At 50.4% G+C, this 21,838-nt stretch carries 19 protein-coding genes; 7 read left to right on the top strand and 12 right to left on the bottom strand.

Features of this window, described 5'->3' with window-relative positions:
* Positions 1–171 precede the first annotated feature (171 nt).
* From BBD42_RS05265 to BBD42_RS05255, 3 genes are read right to left on the bottom strand one after another with little or no spacing between them, the layout of a single operon-like run.
* Positions 172–948: an ABC transporter permease gene (locus BBD42_RS05265; RefSeq protein WP_099517304.1), complete on the bottom strand. Its 777-nt coding sequence runs from the start codon at positions 946–948 to the stop codon at positions 172–174.
* A gap of 7 nt (positions 949–955) precedes the next feature.
* Complete coding sequence (locus BBD42_RS05260; RefSeq protein WP_348272592.1) at positions 956–1,765, bottom strand: ABC transporter permease; 810 nt, start codon at positions 1,763–1,765, stop codon at positions 956–958.
* On the bottom strand, positions 1,762–2,634 hold the full coding sequence (locus BBD42_RS05255) for an ABC transporter ATP-binding protein (RefSeq protein ID WP_099517303.1): 873 nt from the start codon (positions 2,632–2,634) through the stop codon (positions 1,762–1,764). The genes BBD42_RS05260 and BBD42_RS05255 overlap by 4 nt, the downstream gene beginning before the upstream one ends.
* Before the next feature lie 179 nt (positions 2,635–2,813).
* On the opposite strand from BBD42_RS05255, the gene BBD42_RS05250 reads away from it, so the two are divergent.
* From BBD42_RS05250 to BBD42_RS31700, 3 genes are all read left to right on the top strand, one after another.
* Positions 2,814–4,772 (top strand): AraC family transcriptional regulator, encoded by a 1,959-nt coding sequence (locus BBD42_RS05250; protein WP_237163377.1) that lies wholly within the window; start codon positions 2,814–2,816, stop codon positions 4,770–4,772.
* 90 nt (positions 4,773–4,862) lie between these two features.
* Positions 4,863–6,575 (top strand): ABC transporter ATP-binding protein, encoded by a 1,713-nt coding sequence (locus BBD42_RS05245; protein ID WP_099517302.1) that lies wholly within the window; start codon positions 4,863–4,865, stop codon positions 6,573–6,575.
* A gap of 250 nt (positions 6,576–6,825) precedes the next feature.
* A complete protein-coding gene (locus BBD42_RS31700; RefSeq protein WP_172455401.1) occupies positions 6,826–7,236 on the top strand; it encodes a GNAT family N-acetyltransferase in 411 nt (136 codons plus the stop codon).
* Between the two features lie 120 nt (positions 7,237–7,356).
* Here the strand turns inward: BBD42_RS31700 and BBD42_RS05235 are convergent, their stop codons facing one another.
* Entirely contained in the window at positions 7,357–8,409 is a 1,053-nt protein-coding gene (locus tag BBD42_RS05235; protein WP_237163376.1) for a M23 family metallopeptidase, read from the bottom strand.
* Between the two features lie 220 nt (positions 8,410–8,629).
* Here BBD42_RS05235 and BBD42_RS05230 point away from each other — a divergent pair, with 220 nt between their 5' ends.
* The 4 genes from BBD42_RS05230 (at position 8,630) to BBD42_RS05215 (ending at position 13,988) form a co-directional block, all read left to right on the top strand.
* Positions 8,630–9,385 carry a response regulator transcription factor gene (locus BBD42_RS05230; RefSeq protein ID WP_099521466.1) on the top strand — a complete coding sequence of 252 codons (756 nt, stop codon included), beginning with the start codon at positions 8,630–8,632 and terminating at the stop codon, positions 9,383–9,385.
* Between the two features lie 20 nt (positions 9,386–9,405).
* Positions 9,406–11,181 carry a sensor histidine kinase gene (locus BBD42_RS05225; protein WP_172455400.1) on the top strand — a complete coding sequence of 592 codons (1,776 nt, stop codon included), beginning with the start codon at positions 9,406–9,408 and terminating at the stop codon, positions 11,179–11,181.
* Between the two features lie 505 nt (positions 11,182–11,686).
* Positions 11,687–12,946 (top strand): Glu/Leu/Phe/Val family dehydrogenase, encoded by a 1,260-nt coding sequence (locus BBD42_RS05220; protein WP_056032926.1) that lies wholly within the window; start codon positions 11,687–11,689, stop codon positions 12,944–12,946.
* Positions 12,947–13,010: 64 nt separating this feature from the next.
* Positions 13,011–13,988 (top strand): diaminopimelate dehydrogenase, encoded by a 978-nt coding sequence (locus BBD42_RS05215; protein ID WP_099517299.1) that lies wholly within the window; start codon positions 13,011–13,013, stop codon positions 13,986–13,988.
* Between the two features lie 101 nt (positions 13,989–14,089).
* Here BBD42_RS05215 and BBD42_RS05210 read toward each other — a convergent pair whose 3' ends face one another.
* The 8 genes from BBD42_RS05210 to BBD42_RS05175 all read right to left on the bottom strand — a co-directional run bounded on the left by BBD42_RS05210 (position 14,090) and on the right by BBD42_RS05175 (position 21,665).
* Positions 14,090–14,911 carry an energy-coupling factor transporter transmembrane component T family protein gene (locus tag BBD42_RS05210; RefSeq protein ID WP_099517298.1) on the bottom strand — a complete coding sequence of 274 codons (822 nt, stop codon included), beginning with the start codon at positions 14,909–14,911 and terminating at the stop codon, positions 14,090–14,092.
* Positions 14,890–16,644 carry an ABC transporter ATP-binding protein gene (locus tag BBD42_RS05205; protein WP_237163375.1) on the bottom strand — a complete coding sequence of 585 codons (1,755 nt, stop codon included), beginning with the start codon at positions 16,642–16,644 and terminating at the stop codon, positions 14,890–14,892. The genes BBD42_RS05210 and BBD42_RS05205 overlap by 22 nt, the downstream gene beginning before the upstream one ends.
* A gap of 1 nt (position 16,645) precedes the next feature.
* Positions 16,646–17,245 carry an ECF transporter S component gene (locus BBD42_RS05200; RefSeq protein ID WP_099517297.1) on the bottom strand — a complete coding sequence of 200 codons (600 nt, stop codon included), beginning with the start codon at positions 17,243–17,245 and terminating at the stop codon, positions 16,646–16,648.
* A gap of 167 nt (positions 17,246–17,412) precedes the next feature.
* Positions 17,413–18,411 carry a helix-turn-helix transcriptional regulator gene (locus BBD42_RS05195; RefSeq protein WP_099517296.1) on the bottom strand — a complete coding sequence of 333 codons (999 nt, stop codon included), beginning with the start codon at positions 18,409–18,411 and terminating at the stop codon, positions 17,413–17,415.
* Positions 18,412–18,460: 49 nt separating this feature from the next.
* Positions 18,461–19,258, bottom strand: a complete 798-nt coding sequence (locus tag BBD42_RS05190) for an HAD family hydrolase (RefSeq protein ID WP_237163374.1) — start codon at positions 19,256–19,258, stop codon at positions 18,461–18,463.
* A gap of 43 nt (positions 19,259–19,301) precedes the next feature.
* The gene (locus BBD42_RS05185; protein WP_099517294.1) at positions 19,302–20,060 is read right to left on the bottom strand and encodes a sulfotransferase family 2 domain-containing protein; all 759 of its coding nucleotides are present in this window, start codon (positions 20,058–20,060) and stop codon (positions 19,302–19,304) included.
* Positions 20,061–20,120: 60 nt separating this feature from the next.
* A complete protein-coding gene (cysC, locus tag BBD42_RS05180; protein WP_099517293.1) occupies positions 20,121–20,723 on the bottom strand; it encodes an adenylyl-sulfate kinase in 603 nt (200 codons plus the stop codon).
* Between the two features lie 207 nt (positions 20,724–20,930).
* Positions 20,931–21,665, bottom strand: a complete 735-nt coding sequence (locus tag BBD42_RS05175) for an SDR family oxidoreductase (protein ID WP_099517292.1) — start codon at positions 21,663–21,665, stop codon at positions 20,931–20,933.
* Positions 21,666–21,838: the final 173 nt, after the last annotated feature.

The raw sequence follows: 21,838 nt of genomic DNA, 5'->3' as shown, positions 1-21,838 counted from the left end.
CCAGTCCGTAGGGATCGGCTTGCCGGAATCCTTTCTTACGGCTGGTCGTTGTCCAAGCCGGATGGCGCTGCGTCCGATGCAATGGATGCGCCCGATGTAAGTGAAGCTGCTGGCCGGAATGCCTATCGCATTTATCCGGCGGTTCAGTAACCAGCTGCTTATTCCACAGCACTAGGACCCGGTCGAGCGGTAGCGCCGAACGCCAATTTGCCAGATGAGCAGGCAAGGGGCAAGAAACAGCACCCCTGCCAGCGGCAGAAAAGCGTACATCGGGCTTGCCTCGCGGCCGAGTATGTATTGCAGCGGCAAATAGTTGGCACAGCCGAACGGGATAACGAAGGTGAAAAATTGCTGAATGCGCCGATGGTAGATGCTCAGCGGATATTGCGTCATTTCCCGCCCGCCATCGGTCAAAATATTGGCGATCTCCAGTCCCTGCACGGTCCAGAAGCTGAACGAAGCGCACAAAATAAAGATGCTGGCAAAAATAATGACGCCGCTAGCTTCCATCAGCACGAGCGCCATTATTTTAAGCGGCGTCCATGTGAGGTCCAGATTCATGATCGTCCAGACGAGAACCACAATTCCGAGCAGCAGCCGTCCGACGCGGGAAAACTCAAACTTGGAGCCCAGCACCTGAATAATGGTGCCGCGCGGACGAACGAGCAGCCGGTCGAAATCCCCGCTGACGACTAGCGAGGAGAACATATCAAATCCGCGTGCGAAGCATTCGGTAATAGAGAAAGCCATATGCGTCACAGCAAAGCACAGCAGCACCTCGTAAAAGCTCCAGCCTTTCATATCCCCGAAACGCTCGAACATGAAATATAGCCCGGCAAATACGGTGAATGGCGTTAAGCATTGTCCAAGCACAAGCAGCAGAAAAGAAGCGCGGTACTGCATTTGCGCTTTGAACAGCAGCAGCATGTATTTAAAATAAAGCGTCATTGCCGCATCAGCCTCCTTGTACAACGACGCGTCGCAGCGCCTTGTTCATCGCGATTTTACCAAGGAAAATAAGGGCAGCGAGCCACAGCAGCTGAAACAGCAGTCCCGCTCCGGCATCTAGCGTGGAAATGTTGCCGGTGTAGACGCGAAAAGGGAAGTCAACGGTCCAGTGGAAGGGCAGAGCGTAGACGATCCGCTGCATCCAATCCGGCATAAGCGGTACCGGAATAATCATGCCGGCGAAAAACTCGCCAAACACGCTGAACATCAGCAGGGAGCCGGCAGGAGACATCGTAATAAATACGGAAATATAAATGAGCATGGAGATGGTCACGATTAGGAACAGCCCTATAATAAGCGAGCAGACAAATAGGAAAAAGGCGGCAAAGTCAGGCGGCAGCTCAAGCCTGTAGGGCTGTGGCAGAAAGAAGCTGACCAGCAATATCGGCAGGCAGCGAAGCAAAGCGCTGGACAGCCGCTGGGCGAGCAGCTTTGCATACCAGAGGCCGTAAATACCGCTGGGCCTGCATAGCTCATAGGCAATATTGCCGCTTGTAATGAGCTGAAACAGTTCATTGTCGCGCAGCCATAAAACGATGAAGGCAAGGAACGCTTGCTTGAGCCAGCAATAGGCGACAACCTCGGAGAGGCTCATCTGTGGTGCGGCGGTACTGGTCTGGGCATAAAAGGCTTCAAACACCATAATGAAAATAAAGCCGAAAAAAAACTGCGTCCCGATGCCTGCGTATGCGGCGGCACGGTATTGCAGCCCGTTGCTGAGCCGCAGCCTGAGTACGGCGTAGTAAGGTTTGATCATAATGCGTACTCCTTGTACATTTGCACGACAATGTCTTCGATGGACAGGCTGTCGTTAAAATGGCCCTGTTCAGATGTTGAAGCGGATGCCTGCTGCAGCTGTGAAGCTTGTGCCGCCGCAACTTTTCCGCCATAGCGGCTGCGCAGCCCCTGCACGGTGCCGTCATAAAGCAGCTTGCCTTTGCCGATGAGCAGCAGGCGGCTTGCGAGTGCCTCAATATCATTCATATCATGGGTCGTCAAAATGACGGTAACGCCTTTTTCTTCATTGATTGTTTTAATGAACTGCCTGACGGCGATTTTGGATACGGCATCGAGCCCGATCGTCGGTTCATCGAGAAACAGCAGGCTGGGACTGTGCAGCAGCGAAGCAGCAATTTCACAGCGCATGCGCTGTCCAAGACTGAGCTGGCGAACGGGAGTGTGCAGCAGCGCTTGTAAATCGAGCGTTTCTACGAGCAATGCCAGAGTAGCCCGATATTCCAGTGGGGGAATGCGATAGATATCGCGCAGCAGCTCGAAGGAGTCCAGTACCGGAACGTCCCACCATAGCTGCGAGCGCTGTCCGAACACGACGCCGATATTTTTCACATATGAAACGCGATCCTTCCAAGGGGTGTACCCCATAATCGAACACGTCCCGCTATCCGGTACGAGAATGCCGCTCATCGTCTTAATCGTCGTCGATTTCCCTGCTCCGTTCGGGCCGATATACCCGACAATCTCACCGGAGCCAATCGTGAATGAAATATCCTGCAGCGCCTCCACGACCGTATATTCCCTCCGAAAAAGCGATTTTACCGCATGCGCCAGGCCCGGCGGCCGCTTCGACACCAGGAACGACTTGCTTATTCCGTTAACCTCAATCAAGTGCTTTCCTCCTCACGTTGTTAAAATGACAGGGAGAAGATAGTAGCATTTTATGGGAAGCGCTGTCAAACGGTTTTTTTATATAAGCCATTATCAAGATAGGGTTGTGAATGATAATGTTTATCAATTATGATGATTAATAATGAACGTTAAGGCTTTTGCGGAGTAAGAGACAGGGAGTGAACAAGGTGTTAAAGCTGAATGAACATACGGCATTATGGAATCGTGCTTCGATTAGATTGCTGGATATAAGGCGCGTCGTATTAGGCATAGATGAGGAGCTGCGGGCTTACCGCGTTCCATCAAGCTTTTTTTTATATGCGCTGCGCGGCAGCGCTGAGGTGGAGCTGGACAGCGCCGCCGGTGGCATGAAGCGATTTCACGTTTTGCATGGCGGCAAAGGGGCATGTCTGGACATTAGGCCGTCAGCAGAGCCCTTTGAATATGTCCTCGTATTTTATAAGGCGGTTATTCCGCTTCCGAGCAGGCAGGAGATTTTGGATCTGCTGCATCAGCATCGTCCCTTTCAGCTTCAATACCGCTTAGTGCCGCATTCATCCTTGGCTTTATTTTCAAAAATCGAAGAGCTGGAGCGAAGCTGGAAAAAGGGCGGAGAGCTGGAGCATTTCCACGCTAAAGCTTTATTTTATCAGTGTGTGTACGAGCTGCTATGGCAGCTTCACAGGGACGGCGTACAGCTGGCGCGGGCCGATCTAGTTTCACAATCGATTCGTTATATGGAGGAGCAATATGCAAGTGCGATTGCCCTGGATGGGCTTGCGGATCTGCTGGAATGCAGCGTAGGCCATCTCGTCAAATTATTCAAGAGGGAGACAGGCGTGAGTCCGATTCAATATTTAACCCAAATCAGGCTGAAGCATGCCAAGGAGCTGCTGCTGAACTCGGAATCGACCTTGGAAGAAATAGCGATATACGTAGGCTGTCCAGATAAATATTATTTTGGACGAATGTTCAAAAAACATATCGGTCAGTCTCCTATACGATTTCGCACCCAAAGGGGGCAGATCGAGAAAGGAGTAAAAAATCCAGCGATTGGGCGCATATTCTCCATTGGCAACCATAGCTCCAAGCTTTATAGTGGTGATGAGAATTATTATCAACACAGAAGAGAAGGGGAGTTACCTATGTTTAGCCATAAAAGATTGCTAGCTACGATGCTGATCAGTTTGACCCTGTTTTTGAGCGCTTGTTCGGGTGCGGCGGCACCGCAGGGAGCTGCTTCCGGCAATGCCGGAAACGTACAAGCATCAGCAGAGCAGAAGTCGCCCGAGGCATCGCCGCAAGCTGAAGCGGCAGGCGGAACGCGGATGATTAAAACCATTAAAGGAGATATAGAAATACCGGATCAGGCGCAGCGCGTCGTAGTCGATCTGTACTTGGGCAGCTTTATTGCGCTTGATGTGAAGCCCGTTGGCACGCCGCAAAAAAACCTCGAAAATCCCTATTATAAAGCCGAGCTTGCCGGTGTAGAAAATATTGGCGAATACGAAAGCATTTCGCTAGAGAAAATTTTGGAGCTGCAGCCGGATTTGATCGTTACCGGCAATGAAATGGCTTATGAATCCTTTAGCAAAATCGCGCCAACCGTGCTTGTGCCCTTCGGCAATCTGAAAACGGTACACGAAGAAATTGAATTTTTCGGCCAAGTGCTGGGCAAGGAACAAGAGGCAGAGGCATGGCTTGCCAATTTTGATAAGCAAATTGCACAGGCGCGCGAGCAGGTTGCACAGCATGTGCCGGCCGAAGCGACTTTCTCCCTTATGGAAGATTGGGGCAAAACAGTGGGTGTATTCGGGGATAATTTCGGCCGTGGCGGACAGGCCATTTATCATGCGCTTGACCGCAAACTGCCGCCAAAGCATGCTGCTGAGGTCATGAAGGAGCAGTCGCTCGAAATATCGATGGAAATATTGGAAGAGTATGCAGGCGACTATATCATTTTTACTTCCGAGACGCATACACTTGAAGATTTAAAAGCAGATTCGATCTGGGGAACACTCGATGCGGTTAAAAATGATCGGGTTTACATCTGGCACGGCGATAAATCCTGGTACTTTGATCCCATCGCCACTTCAGCACAATTAGAAGAGCTTACAGCTTGGCTAGTAAAACAATAACGCGCAAACCTACAATAATCCATTGTCTCCCAACGCTGTTTTCTATATATTTTTAAAGAGACAGATGATAAGGGGGATTGGAGCAAGCTCATGATACGTCGATTTTTTTCTTATTACCAGCCTTATAGAGGGCTGTTCATGCTGGATTTTGGCTGTGCGGTGCTGGCCGGGCTGCTAGAGCTCGCTTTTCCGCTAGTAGTCAACCGGTTTGTAGATGATCTGCTGCCAAAGGGAGAATGGATGATCATCTTGTGGGCGTCGCTGGCGCTTCTGGCCTTGTACATTGTTAATACGCTGCTGTTGTTTGTCGTGAATTATTGGGGGCATATGCTCGGTATTAACATCGAGACAGATATGCGCAAAAAGCTGTTTGAGCACATTCAGAAGCTGTCCTTCAAGTTTTTCGACAATACGAAGACGGGGCATTTAATGACGCGTCTGACCAACGATATGATGCAGATCGGCGAGATGGCGCATCATGGTCCAGAGGATTTATTTATCGCTGTGATGACGCTGGCAGGCTCTTTCGTGCTCATGATGTTTATTAATTGGAAGCTTGCGGTGATGACTTTTATCGTCGTGCCGGTCATTATTTGGTTTGTTATTTATTTCAATCGCAAAATGACGAGCGCCATTCATCAGCTGTTTACCGATATTGGCGATTTCAATGCCCGGGTAGAGGATAATGTTGGCGGTATTCGCGTCGTTCAGGCGTTTGCTAATGAGTCGTACGAGAAGGAGCAGTTCAATACGAACAACAGCCGTTTCCGTCTGACGAAGCTGCTTAGCTACAAGCTCATATCGCAAAACGGAACGATCAGCTACATGATGATGCGCTTAGTTACCGTATTCGTCATGGTATGCGGCACTTGGTTCGTGATTCAGAACGAGCTGACGTACGGCGAATTTATCGGCTTTTTGCTGCTGACGAACGTCTTCTTCAAGCCGATTGAGAAAATTAATGCGATTATTGAAAGCTATCCGCAAGGCTTTGCCGGCTTCAAGCGTTATGTGGAGCTGCTCGATATTGAGCCGGATATTGCCGATGCGCCGAATGCGGTGGCGATGGGCGAGCTTAAGCGCGACATTCGCTTCCAAAATGTTTCCTTCGGCTATGAAGGCGAAGAGAAGGTGCTCAATAACATTAGCCTGACTGTCGGCAAAGGGGAAACGGTCGCTTTTGTCGGACCCTCGGGTGCGGGGAAAACGACGCTTTGCAGCCTGCTGCCGCGTTTTTACGAGCTGAATGAAGGCTCCATTACGGTGGACGGCGTCGATATTCGCCAGATCAAGCTGCAATCGCTGCGCAGCCAAATCGGCATTGTGCAGCAGGATGTATTTTTGTTCTCGGGCTCGATTCGTGAAAATATTCTTTACGGCAAGCTAGGTGCCACCGAGGAAGAAATATGGGAAGCGGCTCGAAGAGCGCGCCTGGATGATTTTATTCGCACACAGCCGGAAGGGCTGGATACGGTCATTGGCGAGCGCGGGGTCAAGCTGTCCGGCGGGCAGAAGCAGCGGATGTCGATTGCGAGAATGTTCCTGAAAAATCCGCCGATTCTGATTTTGGATGAAGCTACGTCGGCGCTTGATACAGAGACGGAGCTGATTATTCAGCAGTCGCTGGCTGAGCTGTCGGAGGGCCGGACAACGCTCGTTATTGCGCACCGATTGGCAACGATCAAAAATGCCGACCGCATCGTCGTCGTTACCCCGCAAGGCATTGAGGAGCAGGGCCGTCATGAGGAGCTTGTTCACCAGGGCGGCATTTATAGCAGGCTCCATCAGGCACAGTTTGGTTAATAGCCAAAGCAGATTACTTAGACTAAGCAGATCAGCTCAACAACCAGATCGAGCAGAGCAAGAGAAAGCAGATCAAGAGAACGCAGAGCAATATCAAAAAGCAGAGCAAGAGAAAAGCAATTCTCTTGCTCTGCTTATTTATTTGCCTGAAGGAACAGGAGAAGTGTTCAGAATCAGTTCAGTTTTATTTTATATAATAAATAGTAAATGGTTTAAAGAAGATTGTACGCTCAAAGAGGTGATAGAGCAGATGATAATAAAAATAGCGCTCGTATCCGATGCCGAAGCCCTCATCGCGCTGAAGCAAGCAGCGGGCAGAGGACTTGCCGGACGATTCGGAGCATACAGGCTGGAGCCTTCCATTATGTCCTTGGCGGCGATAAGAAAGCAGTTTCAAGACCATATTTTTCTCAAAGCGGTTGTGGAGGGCGATGCGATCATCGGTTCGATTCATTTGCACGTGCGAGGGGATGTTCCATATATTGGCGGGCTCATCGTACATCCGGAATATTTGGACCAAGGGATAGGAGAGCAACTGATGCTGGAGGCGGAAGCGCTGTTCATGATGGGCCAGCAGCTTGATGCTCCTATATCGTTTTATGAGGAGCAGGACTATCGCAAAACAACATTCGTCTATAAACGTTTAATCCGGTTTCATTGAAAAATACCGCGAAAGATAGGCGTGCGTCTGGCGCCAAAGATCGTGAGGAAAAAACAGCTGCAAGCCGTGTCTGATAAGACCGATGCTTGCAGCTGTTTGCTTTTGTTGTCTTACGTTGTCTTATTCTGCGGAACCAATCGTTTCCCCCTGCACAGGCTTAATGCCGCCTTCCCATTTCACTGCAATGGCTGATGAGGTGAACAAATCCTTCCCGTCGGACAGCTGAAAATGCAGATGGGCCTCGCTGGAGTTGCCGGAATTGCCCGTCTGTCCAAGGACATCGCCTTTGCTGACTTTGTCGCCTGGCTTTACGACGGCTGAACCTTTTTTCAGATGGGCGAGATAGCTGTATTCGCCTCCATGATCGATGACCACCACATTGCCGGCAGGCGCCTTTTCATTCATGACGCCAACGGGCTCGTTATCGGCAATATCGTTAACAACCGATACGACTGTGCCGTCCGCAGGGGCAATAATATCTTGGCCAAAGGCGAAGTAGCTTTCATTTTTCAAAGGATCGCCTTCATAGGAAAAACCGTCCTTCGCCTGCACAAAATCATAGGCGTAACGCTGGCTCTCATATTCATAGTGATAATTGATTAGCGCATTGTTTCCGCCCCAAACGACGAGCCATTCCCCGCGGAACGGCAGGCTGTAGCTATTTTTGGTCAGGATGTTGTCTGTTTCCGTTGCAGGAGTGAGCTCCTTTACCTGAAGCCCAAGAATCGTGCCTTCCGCATCAAAAATGCCGATAATTCCCTTAGTTCCGGAATCGCTCACCCATGTGCGCTGCTCCGCTCCGCTTTTGTTCAAAAGGGAGGACTTGTCGAGCGACTTCACGCCGCTCATAAACGACTCCGCCATTTTTAGAAAATCAGCCTCGCTAACCGACTCCTTAAACGGGGCGCTAAAGCGCTCATAAATTCCTTTATAATTGCCTGCAAGCAGGGCATCTGGCAGTTGCTCCGGCGTTATCAGCGCTTCATTTGGGTTCGTTGTTGACGCTGCCGCAGTTGGCGAGCTTGAAGCTTCGCCGGTTGCTCCGTTATTGTTCGTCGCTGCGCTATCTCCACCCCCACAAGCGGTTAAAATTACGGCTAGCGTTCCGACAGCAGCAGCTATTTTAACCGAGGCGCTGGCTTGTTTGATCATTGTAAATGATGGTTTCTTCATTCCCTATCTCTCCTCTATATTCCTATAGTCTATAACCCTATACTAGCAAGCCACGCTTAGCTGTATTGAAACCGCGGCTTAACGCTGTCTTAACTTTCAGCAGCAGGCTGGTTTAACGAATTAAGCTTCCGTTAAGGCGGCCTAACGTATTTAATCAAGGCTATCATGCTATGATGGAGAAATAGTGCAATATAGCATTGAATTGAAAGGAGGCGGCGTAGTGGAAAATGCAGCGATTTTGCTTGTGGACGATGAACAGGCGCTGCTGGAGCTTTTGCAGACGGTGCTGCGCAAGGAAGGTTATACGAATATTGACAGCGTCGGCACAGGAGAAGCGGCGATTGCTGCCTGTACGGCGAAAAAATATGATTTAATCGTCTTGGATGTAATGCTGCCGGGGCGCAGCGGAATCGAGGTATGTCCGTTTATCCGGCAAACGACTGATGCTCCGATTTTATTTTTGAGCGCGCGCACTTCCGATTTCGACAAGCTGACCGGCTTTGCCATCGGAGGTGACGATTATATCGCGAAGCCCTTTAATCCGCTTGAGGTAGTTGCTCGTATCAGGGCGCAGCTGCGGCGGTATTTTGGCACGTCTACTCCAGTAAATGGCGGCAGATCGGCGGAGATGGAACGGGGACCTGCCAGCCCGATTTTTGATTATGGACGATTTAAGGTGGATGAAGCAGCGGGCGAGCTGACGGTGGAAGGGCAAGCGGTAGCCTGTCCGGCACTCGTGTTTCAGCTGCTATTGTTTCTATGTAAAAACCCGAACCGGATTTTCAGCAAAAGCGAGCTGTACGAGAAGGTTTGGGGCGACGACGCCTTCAGCGACGATAATACCGTGATGGTTCATATTCACCGGATTCGGGAACGAATTGAGGCTGATCCTTCCAATCCGAAGTTTATCGTCAATGTGAGAGGACTTGGTTACAAGCTTGTTCAAGGTCCGCTGCGGGGGAATGGCACGCGATGAATATGCGGAGGCAATTGACGTTGAGATTTGTCCTTCAGCTGGGGATAGCGGGCACAATCGTATTAATTATGTCTGCTGTAACGGTAGTCTGGATGCTGCAAAAGTTTAACGAAATTAGCATTACGCGTGATTTTGCCAGCGTGGGGCTGGAGAAGCTGGTTGAATCGTCGGAGCTTGGGCCAGAGGGGATGCGCTTTGATCCCAGTTTGCTGAAGCAGGTGAAGGAAAATGGCGGCTGGCTGCAGAGCCTGGATGAGCTCGGACAGGTGGAAAGCTCCTATAATACGCCTGCGGATGTTCCCAAGCAATATGGTCCGGGCGAACTGGTCGCTTATTGGACGGGAAAGCAGCCGTTTGCTTACCATTTAGCCGTATGGATTCAACAGAAGAACGGAAGGCTTTACACGCTCGTTTATGGCGCGCCGAATTATATGCAGCCGGTGCTAACGCAGGTGAGCAATGGCGGATTTGCGGTTCAAGGCGGGCAGCTAGTAGTTCCTGATGCGATGGTAAACGAGCTGAAAAAAGGCCAGGTGTTCATGCAACTGCTGGATCAAGCGGGCGCGGAGCTTGCCTCCTATAATAAGCCGGACGCGATTCCGGGGCAATATTCCGTTCAGGAGCTGGCACTTCGGACGCTCTACTCCGACAGATACGGCTATCTCATTCAAACTTCCTACAATGAGCAGACGAAGCAGACCTGGATTGTTGGGCAAAAAAATACGGGAACAGGGGCCGCGGGCAAGAATCCGCTCATTCCGGCCGAAGCGCAAATTGTCATCCTTGGCGTCGTTGCGATGTTCGCCGCGATGCTGATCTTGTTCTTGCTGCTGTCGCTATGGCAAGCGCGGCGGTTTGGCGCTCCATTGCTGCATATGCTGGTATGGCTGGATGCCATCGGCAATGCGGTTTACCAAGAGCCGCTGGATCGCAAGGGTTTGCCGCGCAGCCGGATGCCTTCTGGCAAATGGCGGCGGCGATACCGAGTTTTCGCCGATGTCATATTATCCATTGATAAGCTGTCTGCTGCTTTGCAGCGCGAGCAGGAGATGCGGAAGCAGACGGAAAGCTTGCGGGAGGAATGGATTGCGGGCGTTACCCATGATTTGAAGACGCCTTTGTCCTCCATTACGGGCTATGCCCATCTGCTCGCAGAGCCCAAATATGATTGGTCACAGGCGGATGTGCGCAAATTTTCAGCAACGATGCTGGAAAAATCGGCTCATATGGACATGCTGATCAGCGACCTGGCGATGACCTATCGGTTAAAGACGGGGATTTTGCCGCCCGAGATCGAGGAAGTGGAATTGAATGGCTGGCTGCGGGACACGCTGCAGCTGGCGGCAGATGATCCCCTGTTTGGCAAAGGACGAATCCGGTTTCAAGCGTCTGCTCAGAAAGCCGTATGGGTCCAGCTCTATACCCCGTGGCTGGAGCGTGTTGTTAACAATATTGCTGCAAATGCGCTTCTGCATAATGCGCCGGATACGGTTTTAACCGTCTCGTTGATCGTTTCGGAAGAGAAGAAGCATGAAGGCATGACGATCGAATTTGCCGACAATGGTGGCGGAATGGACGAGAGCACGCTGAATCGGCTGTTTGAACGGTATTATCGCGGTACAGATACCGCCTCCACGCCGAATGGCTCGGGCCTTGGGATGGCGATTGCCAAAGGGCTGACAGAAGCGATGGGCGGCAAAATTACGGTCGTGACTACTCTGGGGCGAGGCACGATCATTCGGCTCATTTGGAAAAATACGATAGTGAGGACAGATGCGGCTGGAGCCTCCGAGTAGAGGAGCTCTAGAGGAGAAAACGACCTTTTTGCTTCCTTCCGGTTAGGGGAAAGGTTGGAATGGTGCAAGGCTGGATGCATAAAGCTTCCAGCCTTTCTTTTTTAGTCAAGTGATGTATTTGTTATATTTTATAGTTTTTCACGTAATGAAGAATGCCATGGAATCAACGAATTAAGCTATTGTTTTGCCGAGGAAGAAAAAAAGAATGGCATAAAACCTGACTTGTTTTTTATTTTTGCGCTTAAAACGGAGTTTTGACACATTTTCTCGGATTTATATATCAATTGATGTTAGATGTCATTTCTTATAACTTTTAAAGAAAACTAACATGACAATAGACGAATTGAATATTTTTTTGCATTTTTATCAAGAAAATTCTTTTAATATGCAGATGAAAAAGGTAAAATGAAAAAAACTCATTGTCGGTGCAATTCGATAGTGCGCGGTCGCGGTAAAGCGGCAGTTTTCAAGCAGACCAATTTAGAGTGAAGGAATGATTTCGAAAATGACAGTCGTTGTTGCAGAAGAAACATTAAACCCTTATAAAATTGCCCAGCAGCAAATCGATACGGCGGTTGCCCATCTGAAGCTGCCTGAGCATGTGACTCAAATTTTGAAGCATCCGATGCGCGTGTTGTCCGTTAACTTCCCGGTTCGTATGGATGATGGTACTGTACAGGTTTTTGAAGGCTACCGCTCCCAGCACAATGATGCGATTGGGCCGACTAAAGGCGGCATTCGTTTCCACCCGGACGTTACGCTTGATGAAGTTAAAGCATTGTCGATGTGGATGAGCTTTAAATGTGGCGTTGTTGGCTTGCCTTACGGCGGCGGCAAAGGCGGCGTTATTTGTGATCCTCGCAAAATGAGCAAAGGCGAGCTGGAACGCGTAAGCCGCGCATTTATGGAAGCTATTGCCGACTTTGTTGGACCGGATAAAGATATTCCTGCACCAGACGTGTATACGACGCCGCAAATTATGGGCTGGATGATGGACACGTACAGCAAGATGAAAGGCAGATATTCCCCAGGTGTCATTACGGGCAAACCGCTTATTATCGGCGGCTCGAAAGGTCGTAATGAAGCGACAGCTCAAGGCTGTGTTTATACGATTTTGGCGGCGCTCCAAGATAAGCATCTTCCGGTACAAAATGCGACTGCAGCTATTCAAGGCTTCGGCAACGCAGGAAGAATCGCAGCTCGTCTGCTTAGCGAAGCAGGCTGCAAAATCGTGGCGATCAGCGATTCGCGCGGCGGCATTTACGATCCAAACGGATTGGATATCGATCAAATTTCCGATCTTAAGGACAATGCATCCATTTTGGACTACGGCGAATCCTTCGTTATTTCCAACGAAGCTTTGCTTGAGCTGGATGTTGACATCCTGGTACCAGCTGCGCTGGAAAATGTAATTACAGCTGCGAATGCAGACCGCATTCAAGCGAAAATCATCGCTGAAGCAGCTAATGGCCCAACGACGCCAGAAGCAGACCGCGTTCTGTTCCAGAAGGGCATCGTTGTTATTCCTGACGTCCTTGCAAATGCAGGCGGCGTTACGGTATCCTATTTTGAATGGGTACAAAACCTGATGAACTACTACTGGAGCGAGGCTGAAGTGCTTGAGAAGCTGGAAACAAACATGATCCAGTCTTACGTGGCTGTTCGTGATTTGGCGAAAGAGCACAGCACTGATCTTCGTACAGCGGCTTATATGATTTCCATCAAGCGTATTGCTGCAGCTATGGAAGCAAGAGGCTGGGTGTAGAACGACCTTTAATTACCGAACGGCTTGCAATCATTTTTACAATCATTAAAAGGTGGCGATACACATGGCTGAACAAATTCGCATTGGCATTGTAGGTTACGGCAACTTGGGCCGCGGCGTGGAGCTTGCCATCAAACAAAGTCCGGATCTGCGTCTGGATGCTATTTTTACCCGCAGAAATCCAGATTCTATTCCGTCTGAGACGAAAGCATATTCCATTGAAGACGCAGAAAAATTCACTGGCGACATTGACGTTATGATTTTGTGCGGCGGCTCGGCAACAGATCTGCCAGAGCAGGGTCCTGCTTTTGCCCGCCTGTTCCACACCGTCGACAGCTTTGATACGCATGCCCGCATTCCTGAATATTTTGAGCAGGTAGATGCAGCTGCGAAAGCAAGCGGCAAAATCAGCGTCATTTCCACAGGCTGGGATCCAGGCTTGTTCTCTCTTAGCCGTCTGCTGGCGGAAGCGATTTTGCCGGAGGGCAAGGAGTACACGTTCTGGGGCAAAGGGGTAAGCCAAGGCCACTCCGATGCGATTCGCCGTGTCAATGGCGTCAAGAATGGCGTGCAATATACGATTCCCGTTGAAGAAGCGGTTAATCGTGTACGAAGCGGGGAAAATCCTGAGCTTACAACGCGTGAGAAGCATCTTAGAGAATGTTATATCGTAGCAGAAGAAGGCGCGAATCAAGAAGCGATTGCCGATGAAATCCGCAATATGCCGAACTATTTTGCCGACTATGATACGGTTGTGCATTTTGTAGACGAAGCGACGCTGAAAGCAGAGCATTCCGCAATGCCGCATGGCGGCACGGTACTGCGCAGCGGCAAAACCGGAACGAACAGCACGCAAATTATTGAATTTGGTCTTACGCTGGACAGCAACCCTGAGTTCACGGCAAGCGTGCTTGTCGCTTATGCGAGAGCAGCCTACAAGCTTGCTCAAGAAGGTGGAGCTGGCGCGAAAACCGTCTTTGATATTCCGTTCGGCCTTCTGTCGCCGAAATCCGCAGCACAGCTGCGTAAGGAATTGCTGTAATAAAATCATGACAAAAGCCTCCCTGGCAGTTTTAACTGCTGGGGAGGCTTTTTTTAAAACTTTTTTTGCAGCGCTGAATGGTTGGGGCAGAGACTCGAAAATTACTGCATTTTAAGGAAAGACAGCTCGCCCATCAAGCCTGCTTGGTCTATTGCAATCATAATAAGGGAAGTGAGCAGCCAATAAAACACAAGGAACAATAAATCTTGTTTCGAAAAAGCGTATTTGCGGTAAAAAGTACGTTGTTTAGTAGATCCGAATCCGCGCGCATCCATGGCATAAGCCGTCCGCTCTGCGCGGCGAATGGCGGAGGCCAGCAGCGGTACCATATACCGTCGCAGACGTTCCGCAAGCTTCGTGCCGCTCGTACCGCCAGTCATTCCTCGTACTCGGTGTGCGGCCTGTACAGCCCCTAGCTCGCGGCGCAGATCGGGAATGAAGCGAAAAACGGCTAATACAGCATAGCCGAAGCGTTCATTTAATTTCCACTGCTGAATCATAGCGCGAACAAAGTCAGAGGAATCTGTCGTCATGACAAATAACATAGTAATAGAAAAGATGGAAAAAAGCCGCAGTGCAGTGGCCGCGCCGTACAAAACGCCAGCTGCATATAGTTTCAGCGGGCCAAGCTCGACTAAGAGAGTTGAGCCGGCCGTCAGGCTTGAGCTGGCGAGTATTGGATAAAACAACAGCGTTCCACAAGCTATAGACAGCATGGGGATGCATTTTTTTCCATAACGGATCGCTGATACTCGTCCACCTACCATTACGATTATCGCGTTTGCGATAATCAGCGCAAGAGGAGTCCAAGGATCGGTGACGAGCGTCGCCAGCAGCATAACCGGAGCGACAGCAATCAGCTTGATAAGCGGGTTAAGTCGATGAAGCGCCGCCCGGTGCGTTAGATAGGTTCCTTGTTGCATATAGGAGGGCCTCCAATCTGCTTGGCTAAGCGTTGCTCCAGCACGACGGCTGGAGGCAGCTTCAGCCCAAATGGTGCAAGCGTATCCTTGTTGCTGAACAGTTCCATAACGGGTCCGCTATAATGAATCGAGCCTTGGGACAGTACCGCGGCAAACTCGGCATATTCAGCGACGAGGGACATGTCATGTGTAATCATTAAAATGGTTCTTCCGCTTCGCTGCAATTCTTTCAACATCTCCATCAGCTCAGCTGCATAGCGACGATCCTGACCGAAGGTCGGTTCATCGAGAATGAGCAGCTCTTGTGAGGCGGCCAGCATGACGGCAACGCTCAGCCTTCTTTTCTGCCCGTGGCTTAGACGGAACGGATGGATATCTGCGTATTTAGATAGACCGAAGCGGCTAAGTAGCTGTTCAACAACCACAGCAATTCCTAGAGATGTCATACCTAGCTCGAGCAAGCCAAATGCGACTTCATCCTGCACCCGTTCAGTTACAAACTGATGCTCTGGATTTTGAAATACATAGCCTATTTTTGAAGCCAGCTCGCGCGCAGAATACGAGGTACAGTCCCGGCCATCAAGGAAAACCGTACCGGCTCGCACGGGAGAAAGCCCCATTAGATGGCGGGCAAGCGTCGTTTTGCCGGCACCGTTCTCGCCAACGATAGCCCAAAACTCGCCCTTGTGAACTTGCAGCTCTAATGGCTTAAGACATGTTGCGCGGAGCGAAGGAGACTGAATAGGCCGAATTTCCAGCAGCAGCTGCTGTTCTCTATTATTTTGAGAAATCGCCGCAGGTTGTCCTTCGGCCGTATTATTGCCGTTAAAAAATAAAGGATGGCCAGTGAAATCATTTGGCTTAGCCAACCCGCGCTTGATCGTCGCCAGTACGGCCTTTTCCAACTGCTCGGTAGTAAGCGGCCGACTATTCAATAGGCTCAAGCTGCCTTGCCAGCATTTAGCGAGTTCAACCGCTTTAGGCATCCAAATGCCAAGGCGGTTGAGCTCTTCTGCCCAATCGTAAAAGACCAGCTCAGGCGCAGCGCTGCAAACGAGCTGTCCATGGTCGTCAATCACGACGACGCGATCAACTATATCGACTAATTCATCAAGCTTATGCTCGATAATTAGAATCGTGTGGCGGCGAGTCGCCTTTAGCTCCCGTAAAATTTGAAATATATCATCCGTGCCAACAGGGTCCAAATTGGACGTCGGTTCATCAAGCACGAGAATGCTTGGTTTCATCGCGAGAACGGAGGCTAGCGCAAGACGCTGCTTTTGCCCGCCGGAAAGGTTGTCAATTTCCATTAATCGTTTTGTAGATAAACCGGTTTGCCGCAAAGCTTCAGTAATACGCTCTTCCATCTCCTCCGGTGCTACCCCGAGATTTTCCAAGCCAAAGGCTACTTCGTCTTCGACTGTCATCATGATAGCCTGTGCTTCTGGGTCTTGAAAGACGGTGCCTACTGTTTCTGCGAGCTGTCCCGGCTCTGTAAGCTGCGTGTCCACGCCATTAATTCGAATATGCCCACTCAGTTCACCAGCAATCGCATGCGGAATAAGGCCGGACAGGCACAAGGCCAGCGTGCTTTTGCCTGAACCCGATGGGCCGAGCAGCAGAACCGTTTCACCATCCATTATTTGCAGATCAAAGCCTGATTCGCCAGACGGTGAATGTCCGGGATAAACGAAGGAAGCGCGCTCGTATTCGATATGTTTATGACTACTCACATTAATTGTCCGTATATCCAGACAGCAGTCCGGTTTTTAACAATGCTACGGTGAGCTTTCTGCAAAGCCATCCGCATAGAATTCCACTAACCATGCTTGCTCCCAAAATACCTGTCTGGACAGCGAGGGACAAACCGCCATAGCCGGAAGGGCCGTATTCCAGCAACGTATAGATTAGGCTAATAACGCTCATGCCAATTGCGAAAACGGGCGTTGAGTAGCGGCGATAGCGGGTAATGAGGAAGATAAGCTCCGTAAGCAAGCCGTTAATTAAGGTGCCGAACAATATCATCATGCCAAATGGCGTTAATGGAATCATGACAAGGCCTGCAATAGCTTGAGAGACGAACCCAACGCCCGGTTTGCGGATAATAGATAAGGCCATGAAGCCGGACATAAACCAAAAACCATTTAAAAGCCGGGCATAGACGGGGCCAATGGATGCCGTTGTTGCCATAAAAGCATAGGTCATCCCGATTTGGACAAAAGCGAATACGACGGCAATCATGCCAGCTACGAGAATATCCTTGGTTTTCAAAGCGCCTTTCCTTCTTTTCGAAAATCCTTTGTTGATCGGTTGTGCAGTAGTAGAGTGATTCATTGTTCAGCCTCCAATAGATAATTGTTTCTATGAGAAAGATTATCATTTGAGGGGAGAAAAGTCCGCCAAAATCCGGCGGTTTTCAGCCAAACGCGGGCGCAGTTCATTAATAGGCGTAAAAAAAGCAGCTTGAGCATGAAGGCCAAGCTGCTTTTTTATTTAAACCGCTATTCTCGCTGCATTTTCCATTTGCCAGGGTTTATGCCGAATTTTTCGCGAAATACAGCGGCGAAATGACTGGGGTTGGAGTAGCCAGTAGCAATTGCGGCTTCGTAGACGCTAACCTTCTCAAGCCGCAGCAGCAGGAGCGCCCTTTCCATCCTTTTTTCGCGCAAATAGCCAAAGACGGTCGTATCGTACAGTTCCCGGAAACCATATTTGAGCTTGAACTCGCTTAGGCCAACCAAGCGGGCAAGCTCGGGAAGGGCAGGGGGATCGTCCATTCGGTGGACCAATAGCTCGGCAGCTGCATGCAGGCTGTCCAAGTCTGTCCGATCCAGCCGGTTTGTGCGGCGAAGGGCGGCGTTGCCCCCTTCAAATAAATGCCGCTGCATATAGCTGGCAAGCAGCTCCAGCGCTTTTCCTTCCAAGAACATTTTGCGCATTGCTGGAACATAAGGGCAGTATAACAGCTCGCGGGCATGAAGCTGATCTTGAATATTCATACTCTCTTGGAATAGGCGCATAGGCTTGGTCGAGAGCAATCGCTTGAAATCCAGCTCCGAGGCACCGCCGAAGGATTCCGCCAATTGCATAAATAAGGGCTCCGCAAGCCGAATCTCGCAAGCGAGTATCGGGTTGCCGCCTTGACACTGCATTTGAGCATCCATTTGGCGGTTAAAGGAGAGCTGTGAAGAGCAGCTGTTGATGTACAATTGCTGGCCCGTCATCATAATGCTGCTGCTGCCGTTAAGCCAAAAGCTTAGCTCGACAGCAGGAATAGTTGAGTGGAAACGAAGCTTCTGATCGGAGTGCAAGCGGCAGTCTGCCACTATGAGCTCCATCCCTGGACGCAGCTTGGTCCGCATCAGAAAACCGCTTCCCATTTGCTCAGGCAGCTTCATATAGTCGGCAGTTGGGTCAAAGTCAGGAGCTCCCGATGGCCGCAGCATGTTTAAATAACCGTTAGAGTAGCTGTGAAACGGTTCATAGAGGGAGCTATCCATATCGTTTCATCACGGCTCCTTGTCTACCAGTCTTGAATTGTCTGTATAGTTATTCAGGCAAAACGCCCATTTTCACCAGCTGCTCCTGCAAATCCGCATAGCCAGACATTATATAGGCAGGGGCGTGCTCCGTTAACGGCTGCACCTGGCGGTGGTTGAACCAAATGGAGGTCCAGCCCGCCTGCAGGGCGCCTACTACATCATTATTCCAAGAGTCGCCAATGTAGATGCTATTCTCGGGCAGCGTGCCTGTACGCTCATTCACCAGCTTGAAAATCCGCGGGTCGGGCTTGTCCCAGCCGACTTCGCCGGAAATGAACTGACGGCCACGCGGAATCAGATCGTCGATATCCATCGCTTCGATTTTGCGGCGCTGATGAGCGCCAGCTCCGTTAGTAATGAGGCCAACGATATACCCGGCTTTTACAAGCCGCTCAAGCATGGCTTTTGCCCCCGGAAACATTATGATGTCATATTGGCAGCCAATGTAGGCAGCCTGTATTGCTGCGGCCTGCTCGTTCGTGAGCGCTACATCGAACTCGCCTAGCGCCAGCTGGAAGCGGCGCGTCCGCATCAGCTCCGTCACCGCCCCAGCCTCCAGTGCGCCAGCGCCGCCCATTTGCTCAGACAGCACATCGCTGTAATGCCGCATGCGGCGATAGGCTGCTTCGTAGGGGAAGGCTTCGCCAAGCTGAAGCACGTCTTGTACCGCTTTAGTGAATGGGGGCAAATGGTCATACAGCGTATCATCTACATCGAAAAAAATGCCTTTTACAGCGGGAGCTGCGGGATGTTTTTCTAGTGCAGCATCATGTGCGAATCTATTTGTTAAGCGGTTATCCTTCACGGCGAGTTCTCTCCCATTGTCGTCTATTTCATCGTTAGTTGCTTTAATAGTAACCCAATTCGTCCTCGCCTTGCCAGCAGCAATTACGTTTATATAGGCGAAACTCCTCACGGGAGGCGTGCGGAAGCGCATAAATTTTCTTCAACAGAAGCTGGCGGGCTAAATAGTACAGCTCAACATCACTGGCGTTTTTAAGAAGAATGAGGTCGATCATATCGCTTGTCAGTTCCGTTTTCGGCGGGCGATTTTCATTGGCATTTATTTTTGAATAAACCTTCGGTTCCCAGCCCATTATTTTCATAAACAAAAATTGCGATTCCGCATAAAGCTCAGTAATGCCAGCAAAAGAAATGTGCTGTTCCAAATTCCTAATGGCCAAGTTCAAATTGGGGGACGTGCTGCCTAGCTCTCCGCTCAGAAAACGGGTTTGCACATTCACATACTCAGGATCGAAATACGAATTATTCAAAAACTCCTCGAACGTAAGATAGGGATTGTAGTTATCGGGATAATTTTTATTTTTGTATTTAAAATAAAAGAAGGAGGCGATCTGGTCCACCGGATCACGAAGCATTGTTACATATTGGCAGGGGCGGGTGGTGGTATGGTGGAGACCGAATGGGAGGTGGCCGCATAGCGCATCGGCCTTTTTGAGGGTTTGCCGCAGCAAATCGGGTTTATCCGCTACCTGAAAATAGTAAACCGCCTTCGGGCAATGCTCGACAATCGCCTGTGTGAACGAGGTTCCCCCGGTTTTCGGAATGTGTACATACAGCAGCAATGGCTCCTTGGATGTTTTCATGATGTTGCACCTCACCTCATTTGTGAAAAAATTAGTTGGTGCCGATACCGCTGCCGCTGCTTACAAGCAGCCGTTATCCCTTAAATAATCTAAAATGAGGCGGACGGATTCCTTAGGCGTTTGCCTATCGCTTGCGATGAGTATTTCAGGCTGCCCTGGCGCTTCGTAAACAGAGGATATGCCTGTGAAATCATGGATTTTACCGGCACGTGCTTTTTTGTACAGGCCCTTCGGATCTCGGCGTTCACATTCACCAAGGGGGCATTTGACATAAATCTCAATAAACTCGTCCTCGGAAAAAAAGGATCTGACCCGCTCGCGATCGGCGCGGTAGGGGGAGATGGCAGCGACCAGCACAATCAATCCGGCATCGGCGAACAGCCGGGCCGCTTCGCCAATGCGGCGGACATTTTCACTGCGGTCCTGCTGGCTGAAGCCGAGCCCTTGATTTAAGCCAAGTCGAAGATTGTCCCCATCCAAAACATAGCTGTGCATATGGCGCTTAAACAGCTCATGCTCTACTTCTAAGGCCAAAGTCGATTTGCCAGAGCCGGACAATCCGGTAAACCACAGCACGCAGCTTTTATGCCCGTTCAGCTGATGCCGCTCGTCCTTGCTTACTATGGGCATGTGCCGCACATTAGGGGGCGTTTCATGTTTCATATTTCCACTTCGCTTCCGGAGGGCACTACGGTCCTTTTTGTACTAAAATATGTTGCGCTCTGACAAGCGTTCGTACAAAAACACAAAATCAGGCACAGTGGCCTGTGCCTGATTTTATGGAGACGTTACTGCCCGTTTATGCCAGCCATATTGCTTTGCCCGACAGGTGACGCCGAGTTCTCCGTCATCTCGATTGAATCCGCAGTTCTAGCGCAGCAAATAGCCGCCGTCAGGATGCAAGGTCGTGCCTGTCGTGTAGCTGTTCGTCATTAAATAGACAACCGTATGGGCGGCTTCTGCCGCTTCCCCAACTCGGCCCAGCACATTCATATTCGTGTAAGCGTCATAGGAGGCATCGCGGGTTGCCTGCTCGGCGCCCTCCCAATTAAAAGCCGTATAAATCGTGCCCGGCGAGATGACATTGGCTCTTATTTTCTTCGGCGCGAGCTCGACAGCAAGTGCCTTCCCCAAGCTTTCAATTGCGCCGTTGCAGGCCGCATAGGACGCGCCATCGGCGAGCGGCCGCTGGCTGAATGCGCCTGACATAAGCACGACGGAGCCGCCTGGCTGAACATAAGGGAGAGCATATTTCACCGCATAATATTGCGGCCAGAACTTCGCCTTGAAGCAGCTTTCCGCTGTCGCTTCATCTGAAGTAATCGGCCCCCGCACATAAGAGGCTCCCGGAGTGAACAAGTGGTCGAAGCTGCCGATTTCCTTGAAAAAGAGTTCCAGCTGGCTGTTGTAGCGATTATCCAGCGCAAGCGTCTCCACCTTGTCAGAGCGGAGCGTCTGGCGGGCTGCTGCCAGCTTCGCTTCGGATCGTCCGGCAATGACGACGGACGCCCCTTGTTCAAGCGCCTGCTGGGCCGTCGCCAGGCCAATTCCCGAGCTGCCGCCAATGATGACGACGCGTTTATTTTTCAAAGATAGATTAGTCATAGGTAAGCCTCCTGATTGTGGTCGATGGGCGAATTTCGCCATTACCGCTATTATTGAAGAGATCATAAGCGCTGCCAAGTACGCAGTTTTTTCGTACATAGTCCGAAATTTCGTACCATCAGCAAGCGCGCGGAGGTTAGGCGGCGGGTGTGCAGAAATGGCATTTAACTGGT

Source organism: Paenibacillus sp. BIHB 4019 (genome assembly GCF_002741035.1).
Classification (GTDB): Bacteria; Bacillota; Bacilli; order Paenibacillales; family Paenibacillaceae; genus Pristimantibacillus.
This window is presented reverse-complemented; position numbering and strand designations above follow the sequence as displayed.